The 14,509-nt window shown below is 64.9% G+C and carries 13 protein-coding genes; 11 read left to right on the forward strand and 2 right to left on the reverse strand.

From position 1 onward, the window contains the following. The first annotated feature begins 133 nt into the window (after positions 1 to 133). The 3 genes from LK542_RS12310 to LK542_RS12320 are packed head-to-tail and all read left to right on the forward strand — an operon-like array spanning position 134 to position 2,889. Complete coding sequence (locus LK542_RS12310) at positions 134 to 2,227, forward strand: AsmA family protein (RefSeq protein WP_227812127.1); 2,094 nt, start codon at positions 134 to 136, stop codon at positions 2,225 to 2,227. Between the two features lie 46 nt (positions 2,228 to 2,273). Next, complete coding sequence (locus LK542_RS12315; protein ID WP_227812128.1) at positions 2,274 to 2,645, forward strand: BON domain-containing protein; 372 nt, start codon at positions 2,274 to 2,276, stop codon at positions 2,643 to 2,645. A 22-nt stretch (positions 2,646 to 2,667) separates the two neighbouring features. Continuing rightward, the gene (locus LK542_RS12320; RefSeq protein ID WP_227800738.1) at positions 2,668 to 2,889 is read left to right on the forward strand and encodes a glycine zipper 2TM domain-containing protein; all 222 of its coding nucleotides are present in this window, start codon (positions 2,668 to 2,670) and stop codon (positions 2,887 to 2,889) included. A gap of 57 nt (positions 2,890 to 2,946) precedes the next feature. On the opposite strand, the gene LK542_RS12325 is transcribed toward LK542_RS12320, so the two are convergent. Beyond that, entirely contained in the window at positions 2,947 to 3,675 is a 729-nt protein-coding gene (locus LK542_RS12325) for a Crp/Fnr family transcriptional regulator (RefSeq protein WP_227812129.1), read from the reverse strand. A gap of 206 nt (positions 3,676 to 3,881) precedes the next feature. On the opposite strand from LK542_RS12325, the gene LK542_RS12330 reads away from it, so the two are divergent. From LK542_RS12330 to LK542_RS12355, 6 genes are all read left to right on the forward strand, one after another. Continuing rightward, a complete protein-coding gene (locus LK542_RS12330) occupies positions 3,882 to 4,685 on the forward strand; it encodes a glycine zipper 2TM domain-containing protein (RefSeq protein ID WP_227812130.1) in 804 nt (267 codons plus the stop codon). A gap of 153 nt (positions 4,686 to 4,838) precedes the next feature. Further along, the gene (locus LK542_RS12335) at positions 4,839 to 5,063 is read left to right on the forward strand and encodes a hypothetical protein (RefSeq protein WP_227800735.1); all 225 of its coding nucleotides are present in this window, start codon (positions 4,839 to 4,841) and stop codon (positions 5,061 to 5,063) included. A gap of 102 nt (positions 5,064 to 5,165) precedes the next feature. Then, positions 5,166 to 5,312, forward strand: coding sequence for a lmo0937 family membrane protein (locus tag LK542_RS12340; RefSeq protein ID WP_020652694.1), 147 nt, complete (start codon positions 5,166 to 5,168; stop codon positions 5,310 to 5,312). Between the two features lie 105 nt (positions 5,313 to 5,417). Next, complete coding sequence (locus LK542_RS12345) at positions 5,418 to 6,086, forward strand: OmpA family protein (protein WP_227800734.1); 669 nt, start codon at positions 5,418 to 5,420, stop codon at positions 6,084 to 6,086. Between the two features lie 348 nt (positions 6,087 to 6,434). Beyond that, a complete protein-coding gene (locus tag LK542_RS12350; protein WP_227812131.1) occupies positions 6,435 to 9,260 on the forward strand; it encodes a TonB-dependent receptor domain-containing protein in 2,826 nt (941 codons plus the stop codon). 100 nt (positions 9,261 to 9,360) lie between these two features. Continuing rightward, positions 9,361 to 9,939, forward strand: coding sequence for an NUDIX domain-containing protein (locus LK542_RS12355; RefSeq protein WP_227812132.1), 579 nt, complete (start codon positions 9,361 to 9,363; stop codon positions 9,937 to 9,939). A gap of 79 nt (positions 9,940 to 10,018) precedes the next feature. Here the strand turns inward: LK542_RS12355 and LK542_RS12360 are convergent, their stop codons facing one another. Then, positions 10,019 to 10,855, reverse strand: coding sequence for a branched-chain amino acid aminotransferase (locus tag LK542_RS12360; protein WP_227800731.1), 837 nt, complete (start codon positions 10,853 to 10,855; stop codon positions 10,019 to 10,021). Positions 10,856 to 10,978: 123 nt separating this feature from the next. Here LK542_RS12360 and LK542_RS12365 point away from each other — a divergent pair, with 123 nt between their 5' ends. Further along, positions 10,979 to 13,084, forward strand: a complete 2,106-nt coding sequence (locus LK542_RS12365) for a site-specific recombinase (RefSeq protein ID WP_227812133.1) — start codon at positions 10,979 to 10,981, stop codon at positions 13,082 to 13,084. Further along, positions 13,081 to 14,469, forward strand: a complete 1,389-nt coding sequence (cls, locus tag LK542_RS12370; RefSeq protein ID WP_227812134.1) for a cardiolipin synthase — start codon at positions 13,081 to 13,083, stop codon at positions 14,467 to 14,469. The genes LK542_RS12365 and cls overlap by 4 nt, the downstream gene beginning before the upstream one ends. The last annotated feature ends 40 nt before the right edge of the window (positions 14,470 to 14,509 follow it).

Raw genomic sequence — 14,509 nt, forward strand, 5'->3', positions numbered from 1 at the left:
CCCCGCTTCGGTTCGCTGCCGCACATTGCTCCTCGGGTGGTGCCCTGCTCTACGGCAGAGCGTTAGGCAGCGCACAATGGCGGCGCAGGCCTTTGCGCTAATCTGATTCAAACTTCACCAGCGAAAGTCCGCCATGGCAGATACCGACAAGCCGGCGGCGCAGGGCCGTCATCCGGCGCGCCGCACGAGCAGCAAGAGCAGCAAGAAGATCATCCTGAGCATCCTGGGCGTCCTGGTCGCCATTCCGGTGATCCTGGTCGTCTTCATCCTCACCTTCGACTGGAACCGCGCCCGCCCCTGGATCAACGCCAAGGTCAGCGACGCCATCGACCGTCCCTTCGCGATCCGCGGCAACCTGAAGGTCGAATGGGAACGGCCGGCCGAGACCATGCGCCCGTCCGAACGCACCTGGCGCGACCACATTCCCTGGCCGCACCTGATCGCCAACGACACCCACATCGGCAACCCGGCCGGGATGCCGGCGCAGGACACGGGCAGCGCGCGCCAGTTCTCGTTCTCCGTGAACCCCTTTGCCCTGCTCTCGCGCACCATCAATATCCCGCTGCTGCGCTTCGACGGGCCGCGCGTCGACCTGCTGCGCACGGACGAGACGCACAACAACTGGACCTTCAAGCGCAAGGAAAAAGAGTCGCGCTGGACACTGGACCTGGAACGCGTGGTGCTGACCGATGGCGTGGTCCACATCAAGGACGCGGTGACCAAGGCCGACGTGACGGCGCACGTGCGCACCCTGGACCGGGACCCGCGCTACGGCGTTGCCTGGACGCTCGACGGCACCTACAACGGCGCCAGGGTGGAAGGTGGCGGCAAGGCCGGCGCCGTGCTCTCGCTGAAGCAACAAAGCACACCGTATCCGGTGCAAGCCGATATGCGCTCCGGCAAGACGCGGATCGCCGTCGAGGGCACCGTGACGCGGCCTTCGAAGCTGGCCGCGATCGACCTGAAACTCGAGCTGGCGGGGCCCAGCATGGACCAGCTGTACGCCTTCACCGGCGTGGTGCTGCCGACGACCGGTCCGTTCACGACCTCGGGTCGCCTGACCGGCACCCTGGGTGATGAAGAGAACGGCAAGCGCGCCTCGCGCTGGGTCTACGACGGCTTCAAGGGCAAGGTCGGCTCCTCCGACATTGGGGGTCGCCTCGAGTACGCCACCGGCCAGCCACGGCCCAAGCTGTCCGGCAACGTCCGCTCGCAGCAGCTGGTGTTTGCCGACCTGGCCCCGCTGATCGGCGCAGACTCGAACGCGGCCAAGAAAGAACGCAATGCCGACGTCGTGCAGCCGAGCGGAAAAGTGCTGCCGGTCGAGGAATTCAAGACCGCGCGCTGGAACAAGCTCGATGCCGACGTGCGCTTTTCGGCCGATCGCATCGTCCGCGATACCGCCTTCCCGATCAACAAGCTGTCGACCCATCTCAAGATGGACAATGCGGTGCTGAACCTGGAGCCGCTCGAGTTCGGCATGGCCGGCGGCACGGTGCGCTCGAACATCCGCCTCGACGGCCGCGGCCGCGAAGGATCGAAGGCGATCAAGGCCCAGGCCAAGGTCACGGCGCGCAAAATCGAGATCAAGAAGCTGTTCCCGAAGATCGAACAGCTGCAGGCATCGGTCGGCAGCATCAGCGTCGACGCCAACCTGACCGCCCAGGGCAACTCGGTGGCCAGCCTGCTGGCCGGCTCGAACGGCGAACTGAAGACCCTGATCAGCCAGGGCCAGGTCAGCAAGATGATGCTGGAAATGATGGGCCTGAACGTGGCGAATATCGTCATCACCAAGCTGTTCGGCGACAAGCAGGTGCAGCTCAACTGCATGGCCTCGGACTTCGCCGTCACCAATGGCATCGCACGCACCCGCTACTTTGTCATCGACACCAAGGAAGCGCTGGTCAATGTTGCCGGCGCCATCAACCTGGCCGACGAGCAGATGGACCTGCGCATCGATCCGAAAACCAAGGGCCTGCGCCTGATCTCGCTGCGTTCGCCCTTCTACGTGCGCGGCCCCTTCAGCAAGCCGGACGTGTCGGTCGACAAGGGTGTGCTGGCAATGAAGGCCGGCAGCGCCATCGCCCTGGCGGCGGCCACGCCGCTGGCCGCGCTGATTCCGCTCATCAACACTGGACCGGGCGAGGACAGCGACTGCGCACGCCTGCTGGCCGATGCCCGCGAGAAGCCGCAGGCGCCGCCGCCGGGCAAGACCGCACGCAAGTGATACAGGAAATTGTGCGAAACGTGTGTTGTCGAACAGACCAGATTGGATGACGACACTATCCTGCACACATGGACTCGACGAACAGCGCGGCGGCATGAAAGGAAGAAGGAAGCAAGCCTGCATCGGCGCCGCGCTGGTGATGCTGCTGGCCCTGGGCCAGTTGACTGGATGTGCGATGTCGGGTGGCGGCGGACCGGTTGCAGCGGTCGTCGACGACGCCACCATCACCGCCGGTGTCCGGGCCGCCATCGTGGACGACCCGATGCTGAAGGTGGCCGACATCGCCGTCGAGACCGAGCAAGGCGTAGTACAGCTGAGCGGATTCGTCAGCTCGGCGGATAGCGTGGCGGCCGCGGCATCGGTTGCCCGGACCGTAAGAGGCGTGAAATCGGTCAGGAATGACCTGCGTCTGAAATAACCCCACCGTAAAGGAGATCAACATGAAAACCATCAAACAACTGGTAGTGACCGCATCGCTGGCAACCGTCGCCCTGGGCCTGACCGGCTGCGCCGGCATGTCGCAGCAAGACAAGAACACCGCGATCGGCGCCGGCGCCGGCGCAGTGGTCGGCGGCGTGCTGACCGGTGGCAGCGCAGTGGGCACCGTGGGTGGCGCAGCCGTGGGCGGCGTCATCGGCAACCAGGTCGGCAAGACCAACTAAGCAGTACCACGGAGCGACACAAGGAAGCCTGGCGATGCCAGGCTTTTTTGTTGCCTGCTACATGGCGTCATGCAGCGCGTGGGCGCCGGCTTCCCGGACGATCTCGTAGCAGGTGCAGGAGGCCGCGGCCAGGCCTTCCGGATCGAGGATCTCGATATTGCCGCGGCTGTAGATGATGAGCCCCTGCTGCTGCAGCGCGCTGGCGGCCTTGGTGACGCCGACCCGGCGCACGCCGAGCGCATGCGCGAGGAATTCGTGGGTGAGGTGAAACTTGTCCGACTGCAGGCGGTCGCGCGTGATCAGGAGCGAACGCGCCAGGCGCGCTTCCAGCACGTGGAAGCGGCTGCAGACGGCGATCTGGATGGCCTGGGCCAGCAGCGTGTCGGTGTAGCGGTACAGCACCCGCTGCAGCGAGGGGTTGCGCCCCACCTCGTCGCGAAACGTGCTGCTGTCCATGCGGCTGGCGCTGCCCGCGCGCTGGACGATGGCGCGCACCTGGGTGGTGTCATGGCCCAGGGCCACGGTGGCGCCGACCATGCCTTCGCGTCCTACCAGGCCGACCTCGAGCGTCATGCGCCCTTCGGCCACGCCCATCAGCGAGATCAGGCAGTCGTGCGGGAAGTAGATGTGGCGCAGCGGGTCTCCCGCCTCGCACAGCACGTCGCCGACCTCGACGGTGACCGGATCGAGCAGCGGCAGGATACGGCCCAGTTCCTGCGCGGGCAGCGCGGCCAGCAGCAGGTTGCTATTGTGTTCGGCAATCGGCGGCGGTGCGGCAAAATTCATCAGTGTCTCGCGTGGGGGATGCATGAGCCAGGCCGTCGGTCAGATACATTTGCAAACAATTTCAGCCAGCGTAACCGCGCCCGCCGGGGGTGGTATGTACGGTGACGCACGGAAGCGCTTGTTGTTCCTGAGGACAATCATTCAATGAACAGGCCGCCCGTGTTGTTTCCATCGGGCTCGACAAGGACACTCCGAAAGGACGCACCATGAACACTTCCCCCAACCCGTCCGTACGCGGACGCATGCACCCCCTGATGATCCTGGCCGCGCTGGCGGTCCTGCTGTTCTGCCTGGTGGGCACCGCGGCCATCCTGGGCTGGATCCCGTCTTCGGTGGGCGGCAACAGCGAACGCCAGCTGAGCGAATCCGAGCGCATGGCGCTGGCTGCCAGCCTGCCGCAGGGCGCACAGCCGGGCATGCTTGCGGCCGCGCCAGGCCAGCAAGCGGCCGCCGGTTATGTCCAGGCCCCTGGCGGCGCCGTCACCACCGCGCCGGTCCAGAACTACGCGCCAGCAGCTGCCTACGCGCCTGCGCCGGCGGCCGCCTACGCCCCTGCTCCGGCAGCGGCAGCCGCGGCCGCGACCGCAGCCGCGCCCGTCGTCTACGAGGAACCGGTGAGCAAGCCGGCGAAGAAGGCGGTCCAGGTGGCCGCCGCCGACACCGGCCGCAACTGGTGCTCGAACTGCGGCAATGTGGAATCGGTACGCACCATCAAGCAGCGTGCCCAGGGCAGCGGCCTGGGCGCAGCCGGCGGCGCCGTCATCGGCGGCCTGCTGGGCAACCAGATTGGCGGCGGCACCGGCCGCACCATCGCCACTGCGGCCGGCGCGATCGGCGGCGCCGTGGTCGGCAACCAGGTCGAAGGCAATATGAAGGCCACCACCAGCTACGAAATCCGCGTGCGCCTCGACGACGGCACCCTGCGCACCTTCCGCCAGAGCAGCCAGCCGGCATGGCGCAGCGGCGACCGTGTACGCATCGTCAAGGGACGCCTGCGCTCGGTTGCCTGAGTTTCCTTTTTCCTGCCGAAAGCCGGGATCGCGCAAGCGACCCGGCTTTTATTTCGTCTGGGTAATTTTCTGTGAAGCAATGTGCGGCAGCGCACGGACCAATGGATGAGCTAACCCGACAATACAGCTACAATACACTTAAGGGGAAACATCATGAACAGCATGGCGTGGATCGGCATCATCATCTGGGGTGTGATCGTGGCGGGCTTCGGTCTCCTGTCGGCCCATCCGCCCGGCGAAACGTCTGCCGGCGGCCTGCAGCCGCAAGACGTGGTGTTCCTCGTTGCAGGCGGACTCGTCACCTGCCTGATCGGCGTCACCGGCCTGCTCGGCTTCATGGGCTGGATCCCCGGCCTGCGCGACAAGGGCGCGGCCTGATTTTTTGTCAATAAGTACGCCATCGTACAGAGGCCAGCAGTAAGGATCGGCATACTGGAATCACGACGCCGAAAGCGCGTATTCCAGTAAAGGAGCATCATTATGCTATACACAATTGCCGTTATCCTGATCGTGCTGTGGCTGCTGGGCCTGGTGACTTCGTACACCATCGGCGGCTTCATCCATATCCTGCTGGTCGTTGCCGTGATCATGATCCTGGTACGCCTGATCAGCGGACGAGGCATATAGCGTTGTTGAAGTCGACTGACGCAGAGTTTGCAAGACCCAATCCGTTTCGCAGTCGTGCCCGGTGGGCATGACCGCGAAGCGGATTTTTTGTTCAAGGAGATCACGATGCACACCAAACTGACCAAATCCGTCCTCGCCGCCTCCCTGGTGGCACTCACCGCGACCGGCTGCGCCGACATGAGCCAGACCCAGCGCGGCACCGCCCAAGGCGCCGGCATCGGCGCCGGCCTGGGCGCCATCATCGGCGCCACCACCAGCGGCGGTGGCAGCGGCCGCGCCACCCGCGGCGCGGTGATCGGCGGGGCCCTTGGCGCCGTCGCCGGCAACATCTGGTCCAAGCGCATGGAAGCGCAGAAACAGGCGATGGAGCAAGCCACGCGCGGCACCGGCGTCCAGGTCAGCCAGACCTCGGACAACCGCCTGAAACTGGAAATCCCGAGCGACGTCTCGTTCGACACCGGCCGCTCCGACATCAAGTCAAACTTCCAGCCGGTGCTCGACCGCTTCGCCACCACCCTGCAGGAAAACCCGGCCACCCTGGTCACGATCATCGGCCACACCGACAGCACCGGCACCCCGGACATCAACCAGCCGCTGTCGGTCGACCGCGCGGCGCGCACCCGCGACTACCTGGCCGGCCGCGGCGTGAGCCCGGGCCGCATCACGATCGAGGGCCGCGGCGAGCGCGAACCGATCGCTTCCAACGCGGACGCCGCCAGCCGCGCGCGCAACCGCCGCGTGGAGATCTACGTTGCGGAGCGCGCCCAGGGCTGAAGCATGGCGTGAATAATCACGCTCTTATCTAGACAAGGGCCGGTATTGCCGGCCCTTTTTCTTGAGCTATGCACAAGTTTTACTAATGCATTTACGCGCAATCCATAACAAACGCGAAGCCAATACATGAGTACAGCTCATGGGTGTCGCAATTAACAAACAAATTACCAAACATATTTGACTTTTGTCTGTCCGGGATGCTTTGATGCTGGGCTTGGTGAATATTCACTTTGCCAAGCACATTCGATTAACAAAGGTAAGACGCCGCTCCGCTCCCGCAGGCGGTTGTGTTTCAGAAGTTTCGGAGATATTTTGTCTAAGCAGCAGCAACTCGTAGTAAAGCGCAGCGTGATCGCTGTCGCCGTAGCCCTGGCTTCTGGTGCCGCGTTTGCCCAGCAAGCCGCTGAAGCACCGGTCCAGAAAGTGTTCGTGACCGGTTCGAACATCAAGCGCGCCGACAAGGAAGGTTCCTCGCCGGTCGCCACCATCAATGCCAAGCAGATCGCCGCCACCGGTGCCAACACCGTGTCGGAACTGCTGCATTCGATCCCGGCCTTCGGCTCGGGCACCTCGAACGACATCACCGACGGCAGCTTCTCGAAAGGCGCCTCCACCGCGTCGCTGCGCGGCCTCGGTTCGTCGTCGACCCTGATCCTGCTCAACGGCCGCCGCATCACCGCCTCGGCCTACGCCGACCCGAACCAGGGCAAGTCGGCCGTGTATGACCTGAACACGATCCCGGTCTCGGCCATCGAGCGCGTCGAGATCTTCAAGGATGGCGCTTCGGCCGTGTACGGCTCGGACGCGATCGCCGGCGTGATCAACTTCATCACCAAGACCAACTACCAGGGCGCGGAAATCACCGCCTCGACCAGCGCCAACGACAACCTTGAGTTCGCACGCCGCAACGTGTCGGGCGTGTTCGGCTTCGGCGACCTGGAATCGGATCGCTACAACGCATTCCTGACCTTCGACCTGTCCTCGCGCGACCAAACCCGCATCCGCGATGCCCGCGACGTCAAGCAGCACATGTACGCCGACATCAACGCGCGCCTGAACGAATACGGCAGCTATCTGTCGGACCAGCCGTTCTTCTTCCGTGAACGCACCGCCGGCGCACGCAACTTCGCCACCACCCTGGCCAACGGCGCGGACATCATCAACCGCACCGGCTGCGACGCATCGCAGCAGATCACCGGCAATCGCGACAAGCACAACCTGTCGGCCACCTCGATGCTGAACGGCCGCACGTTCTGCAACTACGACATCTGGAACAACTACGAAGCGCAAAGCAAGGGCAACGACGCCAACCTGCTGGGCAAGCTGACCTTCCAGGTGACCCCGGACATCACCGCCTTCGTCGAAGCCGGCTACACCCGCACCGAGCGCGAATACGTCGGCAACTCGTCGACCATCCTGTCGACCTCGCCGACCACCGTGTTCCGCGCCGACGGCACCGCCAGCGACTACCAGCTGATCCTCCCGGCCGGCCATCCGGACAACCCATGGTCGACCTCGCGCGCAGCTGTCGGCTACCGCTTCAGCGGCGTCGACGGCGGTTCGAAGAACGTCAACCAGTCGGGCCGCCTGCTGGCGGGCCTGAAGGGCACCACCGGCCAGTTTGACTGGGAAACCGCCCTGCTGCTGAACCGCAGCGAGCGTACCGAGACCATGAACGGCATGCTGTACCGCCCGACCATCGAGCGTATCCGCAGCGAGAACCGTACCCTGGCCCAGACCGCCGCTGATCCGTCGGCCTACCGCAACGTCGTGAACGAAGGCTACGCCCAGGTGAGCCAGTTCGACGCCAAGGCATCGACCACCATCGGCACCCTGGCCGGCGGCGACATCGGCCTGGCCTTCGGCGGCGAAATCCGCCAGGAAAAGCTGGCGCTGACCCCGGACTACGAGACCCAGGTCGGCAACATCATCGGCCTGGCCAACTCGCTGGTCAACGGCAAGCGCATGGTCAAGTCGGCCTTCGTCGAGCTGCGCACCCCGTTCACCAAGAACTTCGAGATGGACTTCGCGGGTCGCTATGACAAGTACCCGACCGAGAACAGCTTCGTGCCGAAAGTCGGCGCCAAGTACATCGTCAACGACAAGCTGACCTTCCGCTCGTCCTACGCCGAAGGTTTCCGCGCCCCGGCCCTGTCGCAGATCGCCGAAGGCGGCGTCCAGTCGTTCTCGACCGTCGTCGACAGCGTGCGTTGCCCGGACGGCAAGAACCCGCTGCCAGGCGGCGACTCGTCGGACTGCTCGCGCCGCATCTCGTCGCGCTCGAAGGCCAACCCGGACCTGAAGCCGGAAACCTCGAAGAGCTTCTCGTTCGGCGCGATCATCGCCCCGACCAAGAACCTCGACATCCTGATCGACTACTACCGTATCCGCAAGGAAGACGAAACCGCCCTGCTGTCGGCCGGCTACGTGATCGATCACCCGGACCTGTACCCGGGCCTGGCCATCCGTGACACCAACCCGGTCAACCAGCTGATCGGCGCCAACGGCCAGCCGATCCCGAACTCGGGCCCGCTGACCGCGGTCAACCGCTACTACGTGAACCAGGGCGCAACCGAGACCTCGGGCCTGGACTTCGAAGTGGCGCACCGCCTGAACCTGGGCGACAACGGCCGCCTGACCACCAAGTTCGACTGGTCCTACGCGCTGACCTTCAAGCGTTCGGAGCGTCCGGGCGAGCGTGAAGCGAACGTCGTCGGCACCGCCGGCGGCTATTCGGACTGGGCGATCACCGTTGGCGACATCCCGCGTCACCGCGCCAGCCTGTCGAGCAACTGGACCCGTGGCGTGCACTCGCTCACCGGCTCGGTGGACTTCGTCTCGCCGGTCTCGCTGCTGCGCCGTACCGACAACGACGTCACCTACCCGGTGCCGTACTGCCACTACGGCAAGGGCCAGCCGGCCGGCGCCTACAGCCTGGGCGGTCTGGAGAAGTTCAGCAACTGGGTGAGCGATTGCTCGGTGCCGGAATGGACCACCTTCAACGTCGCGTACAGCTACACCGGCTTCAAGAACTGGACCCTGTCGGCGAACATCAAGAACCTGTTCGACACCGCAGCCCCGTACGATCCGCGTTACCCGAACGAAGGCTTCAACACCCAGCTGCACAACGCAATGGGCCGTTACTTCCGCGTGAGCGCAAACTACAAGTTCTGATCGAACGACTGGTTTGAGCAAAGCCGCCCGGTGCGAACCGGGCGGCTTTTTTTATGGCCCAAGGCTATAGTCGTCGTCAACACGCACCCCAAGGCTTACCATGCATGACGACGACCCGATCCGCATCCTCAGGCAGGAAACCCTGTCCACCAATTACTTCGAGCTGAAGAAGGTCACCTTCTCGCAGCGCCGCCAGGACGGCAGCGAGCAGGAAGAAACACGCGAGGTCTATCACAACGCCGGCGGCGCCGCGGTGCTGCTCTACAACCCGTCGACACGCAAGGTGCTGTTGACGCGCCAGTTCCGTATCGGCGCCCGCATGGCCGGCCACGACGGCTTCATGATCGAAGTCCCGGCCGGCATGCTGGACGATGCCGACCCGGGCGAGCGCGTGCGCGCCGAACTGTGCGAAGAGACCGGCTTTCGCGGCCACGGCCTGCGCAAGGTGATCGCGTTCTTTCCCAACCCCTCTTCGCTCACGGAGACGGTGCACTGCTTCCTGGGCGAATACGGGGAGCGCGACCGCAAGGGCGAAGGCGGCGGCAAGGAAGAGGAAGGCGAAGACATCGAAGTCCTGGAGATGGACGTCGACGAGGCGTGGCGGCAGGTAAAGGAAGGGGGGATCGTCGACGCCAAGACGGTGATCCTGCTGCAGTTCCTGAAAGACGAATTATCGTAGGGTGGGCAGATTCTCTGCCCACGCGGTCAGTTCGCGTGTGCGTTGACCGCGTGGGCGGGGAACCCGCCCACCCTACGGATTACGTCGTCTCAGTAAAGGCCAGGTACAGCTCGCGCGCACGGCGCGCCACCGGGCCCGCCTCCAGCGTGCAATCCTCGTAGCGCGTGCACGGCGTCACCTTGCCGTAATTACCGGTACTGAAGATCTCGCGCGCCGTCACCAATTCTTCCGGCGCCACGCTGCGCTCTTCCACCTGCACGCCTTCCGAAGCGAGCAGCGCGATCACGCGCGCGCGGGTGATCCCGGCCAGGAAGGTGCCGTTCAGCTTCGGCGTCACCACGGCGCCGTCCTGCGTCACGATGAACAGGTTCGAGGCCGCGAACTCAGCCACGTTGCCCTCGGCATCGAGCATGATCGCCTGATCGAAACCGCGCGCCTTGGCTTCGCGCATGGCGCGGGTCGAGTTGGCGTACAGGGCCGAGGCCTTGGCGTCGGTCGGGGCCATGCTGGCCTGCGGGCGGCGCAGGGTCGAGAGGCAGGCGGAGAAACCGGCGAAGGGCGGCAGCGGGGCATCGAACAGCGTCAGCGCGAACTGGCTGGCCTCGGCCACCGGGATCAGGAAGCCCTCGGTGCCGAACACCAGCGGGCGGATGTACAGCTCGGCGTCAGGCGGGAACTTGGCCACGCCTTCGCGCACCAGCGCTTCCATCTCGCTCACTGTCAACGGGCAGCGCAGGCCCAGCTTCTCGGCGGATGCGATCACGCGCTCGAGGTGCGGGCGCAGGTCGGGCAGCTTGCCACGCATGGCGCGCGCGCCGTCGAAGACCGAGGAACCCAGCCACAGGCTGTGGTCCATCGCGCCGTACAGCGGCACATTGCCTTCAGTCCACTGGCCGTTGAAATAAGTCAGGTACATGCTTGCCTCTTTTCATGAATACAGCCTCTCAGTGTACCTCTTTCAGCAGGTTCATTGTTCGGTGGCGAACCATGCAGTTCAGATGCCTCGCGTACACTGTAGCTTTCCAGAGTCAACACGTCCATGCTTCACATTCTCGAACGGATCGATCCAAACAGCGACCGCATCGACCTGCTGGTCGACCTGGTCGATTGCCTGCGCCCGCGTCACCGCTGGGTCTGGCAACAGGCGGACGATCCGGTGCAGGCTGTGCGCACCCTCACCCAGCTGCTCAAGGGCAATCCGACCCAGGCCTGGGCACTGCGGCGCTACATCACGACCCTGCTCGAGCACCGCCGCCACACCAGCCTGTACAGCGACATTGGCATCCTGTCGAACGATGGCTTCGTTACCGAGCTCAAGCGCCGCATCACCTACCGCTTCCTGCCGCCGGCGCTGAACGACCTGTATCTGTCGGACGCGCTCGACCAGGTGCTGTACGACGAGGAGGATTACGCCTGGATCCGGATGGTGCCCAACGCCGACTGGATGGCGCTGTTCGACGTCGTCGCCGATGCCCCGCCGCCCCTGGACGCCACGCCCGACCGCGCGCGCTACGTCACCCTGCTGGGCCTGCTGGACGCGATCCGCACCCTGTCCTGCCGCATCTGCGCCTTGGGCCTGGAGCCGCGCCTGGTGCACAGCTACAGCGAGATCGAGGATTTCGACTCGCCCTTCCTGATGCAGAACATCGAGGTCAACCGCTACCTGGACGAGTACGGACGCTACCTCGACGGCAAGATCGCGCAGCCGGAAGACGCCCGCCACCTCCTGGTGATGCTCGACCAGTGCGGCGAAGTGGTGGCCAAGATCCGGCGCAGCGCCCAGTCGAGCGGTACCAGTGTCGCCCTCACCTACCTGCTGGTGGCCTTGCAGCAGAGCATCGACCGCCTGCACAAGCTGCTCTACCTGGTCGACCTCAGCGGCGACTTGCCGAGCGCGCCGACGGTCGACCTGGATGCCGTCGCCAGCTCGGTCGCGACCTCGAGCGGGACCGTGGTCAGCGACCGCCGCCTGGCCGCGATCGCCCTGGCCGAAGAACTGATCGAAGGACACAACACCAAGTACCGGATCCGCGGGCTGCTGCGCGACAACGTCGACCTGCTCGCACGCAATGTCACCGAAAACGCCAGCCGCACCGGCGAGCACTACATTGCCGAGACCCGGCGCGACCTGCGCCACATGTTCGTGGCGGCGTCCGGCGCCGGCTTCATCGTCGGCTTCATGGCGATGTTCAAGATCATGCTGGGCTACCTGGGCACGGCGCCGCTGGTCGAAGCCTTCCTCTTCAGCCTCAACTATTCGCTGGGCTTCATCCTCATCTACGTGCTGCACTTCACGGTGGCCACCAAGCAGCCGGCCATGACGGCCCAGCACATCGCCGCCTCGCTGCAAAAGGCCGACAACGGCCGCGGGCTCGACGTGGAGAGCCTGGCCACGCTGGTCACGAAAGTGTTCCGGACCCAGATCGTGGCCGTGCTCGGCAACGTGGTGCTGGCCTTTCCGGTGGCCTGGCTGATCGCGGTGGGCTACCAGATGCTCAGCGGGCGCCATATGGTGAGTCCCGACAAGGCGCACCACCTGCTGCACGACATCGACCCCTTCCACGGCCCGGCGCTGTTCTATGCCGCGGTGGCCGGTGTCTGGCTATTCGTGGCCGGCCTGATCTCCGGCTACTACGACAACAAGGCCCTGTACACCCGCATGGGCCAGCGCGTGCGCCAGCTGCGCGGCCTGCGCCGCGTGCTGGGCGTGGCGCGCCTGGACCGCTTCGCCCGCTACATCGAAGACAACCTGGGCAGCCTGATGGGTAACTTCTTCTTCGGCTTCATGCTGGGCATGACCGGCTTCGTCGGTTTCCTGCTCGGCCTGCCGCTCGACATCCGCCACGTCACCTTCTCGACCGCCAACTTCGCCACCGCCCTGGTCGGGCTCGACTACGCGCTCACCTGGCACCAGATCGGCACTGCCTCGGCCGGAGTAGCCCTGATCGGCACCATTAACCTCCTGGTCAGCTTCGGGCTGGCCCTGTGGGTGGCGATGCGCGCCCGCAAGATCCGCTTCAAGCGCGGCATCCTGCTGCTGCAAGCCCTGGGCCGGCGCTTCATCACAGCGCCGGTCGAATTCTTCCTTGGCCCCAAGGCCACCACCCCAAGCAGTGAACTCATCATCATGAGGGACACGAAATGAACAACAAGCGCCTGAGCACCTTCCTGGCATGCCTCGCCTTCCTGTGCGTGGTGGCTTCGTGCAAGAGCCTGCCCGACGCCGAAACCCTGCCGGACAGCCCGACCAAGGCGGTGCCGGCGGTAGCGACGCCGCGCGGCATGCTGCAGCCCAAGCAAGCTTCGCAGTTGCTCGCCAAGCGCTGGGCGAATGCCTCGCCCGACCTGAAGCAATTGGCGGTGCTGGAAGAACAGGCGACCGGTGCGCCTCTCATCCCCGGCAACAAGGTGACGCTGCTGTTCGACGGCCCTGCCACCATGCGCGAAATGATGAACGCGGTACGCGAGGCGAAATCCTCGATCAACCTCGAGACCTACATCTTCGACCGCGACCCGATCGGCCTGCAGTTCGCCGAGCTCTTGATGGAAAAGCGGCGCCAGGGCGTGATCGTCAACATCATCGCCGACGGCGTCGGCACCCTGGCTACGCCGAAGGAATTCTTCGACCGCATGCGCACGGCCGGGGTCAACGTGGTGATCTTCAACCCGGTCGACCCGACCAAGCGTCCCGGCAACTGGCAGCTGAACAACCGCGACCACCGCAAGATCATGGTGGTCGACGGCCAGATCGGCTTCACCGGGGGCATCAACATCAGCGAGACCTATGCCAACAGCTCGCTGTTCCGCTCGCGCAAGAAGCCGGAGACCGTCGACAGCGAACAGGTGGGCTGGCGCGACACCCACATCCGCATCGAGGGGCCGGCCGTGGCCGCGCTGCAGTACGCCTTCATCGACAACTGGGTGCGCCAGGATGCCGGCGAGCTCCCGCAGGCCGAATACTTCCCGCGCCTGGCGCCGGTGGGCGACAAGGTGATGCGAGTACTGGCCACCACGCCGGACCGCGATTCCGAGATCTACAAGTCGCTGATGGTGGCCATGAACGAGGCTAAGAAGTCGATCCACATCACCTCGGCTTATTTCGTGCCGGACCAGCAGATCGTCGACTCCCTGATCGCGGCCGCGCGCCGCGGCGTGGACGTGAAGCTGGTGCTGCCTGGGGTGTCGGACCATGACCTGATCAAGTACGCGGGCCAGGCCTTCTACGACCAGCTGCTGGCGGGTGGGGTGAAGATCTACCAGCTGCAGGTGGCGGTGCTGCACGCCAAGACCGCCGTGATCGACGGCATCTGGTCGACCATCGGCTCGGCCAACATCGACCGCCGCAGCTTTATCCATAACTACGAGCTCAACGTCGTCGTGCTGGACCCGGCGTTTGGGAAGGATATGGAGGCGGCGTTCAACGAAGACCTGCGCAGCTCCAAGGAAGTGACGCTGGACCAGTGGCGGCACCGTCCGTGGAAGGACCGGATCCGCGAGTTCATGGGGCGCCTGGCCGAGTACTGGATTTGACTTGGCTGGCGTCCGCTGATCTGACGCGAATCGTAGGGTG

This window comes from Massilia sp. IC2-477 (assembly GCF_020707265.1).
Lineage (GTDB): Bacteria > Pseudomonadota > Gammaproteobacteria > Burkholderiales > Burkholderiaceae_D > Telluria.

Bases quoted from the DNA above. Each gene is read 5' to 3' on its own strand.
- LK542_RS12310 (WP_227812127.1), top strand. From the start codon at position 134: ATGGCAGATACCGACAAGCCGGCGGCGCAGGGCCGTCATCCGGCGCGC.
- LK542_RS12315 (WP_227812128.1), top strand. From the start codon at position 2,274: ATGACGACACTATCCTGCACACATGGACTCGACGAACAGCGCGGCGGC.
- LK542_RS12320 (WP_227800738.1), top strand. From the start codon at position 2,668: ATGAAAACCATCAAACAACTGGTAGTGACCGCATCGCTGGCAACCGTC.
- LK542_RS12325 (WP_227812129.1), bottom strand. From the start codon at position 3,675: ATGAATTTTGCCGCACCGCCGCCGATTGCCGAACACAATAGCAACCTG.
- LK542_RS12330 (WP_227812130.1), top strand. From the start codon at position 3,882: ATGAACACTTCCCCCAACCCGTCCGTACGCGGACGCATGCACCCCCTG.
- LK542_RS12335 (WP_227800735.1), top strand. From the start codon at position 4,839: ATGAACAGCATGGCGTGGATCGGCATCATCATCTGGGGTGTGATCGTG.
- LK542_RS12340 (WP_020652694.1), top strand. From the start codon at position 5,166: ATGCTATACACAATTGCCGTTATCCTGATCGTGCTGTGGCTGCTGGGC.
- LK542_RS12345 (WP_227800734.1), top strand. From the start codon at position 5,418: ATGCACACCAAACTGACCAAATCCGTCCTCGCCGCCTCCCTGGTGGCA.
- LK542_RS12355 (WP_227812132.1), top strand. From the start codon at position 9,361: ATGCATGACGACGACCCGATCCGCATCCTCAGGCAGGAAACCCTGTCC.
- LK542_RS12360 (WP_227800731.1), bottom strand. From the start codon at position 10,855: ATGTACCTGACTTATTTCAACGGCCAGTGGACTGAAGGCAATGTGCCG.
- LK542_RS12365 (WP_227812133.1), top strand. From the start codon at position 10,979: ATGCTTCACATTCTCGAACGGATCGATCCAAACAGCGACCGCATCGAC.
- cls (WP_227812134.1), top strand. From the start codon at position 13,081: ATGAACAACAAGCGCCTGAGCACCTTCCTGGCATGCCTCGCCTTCCTG.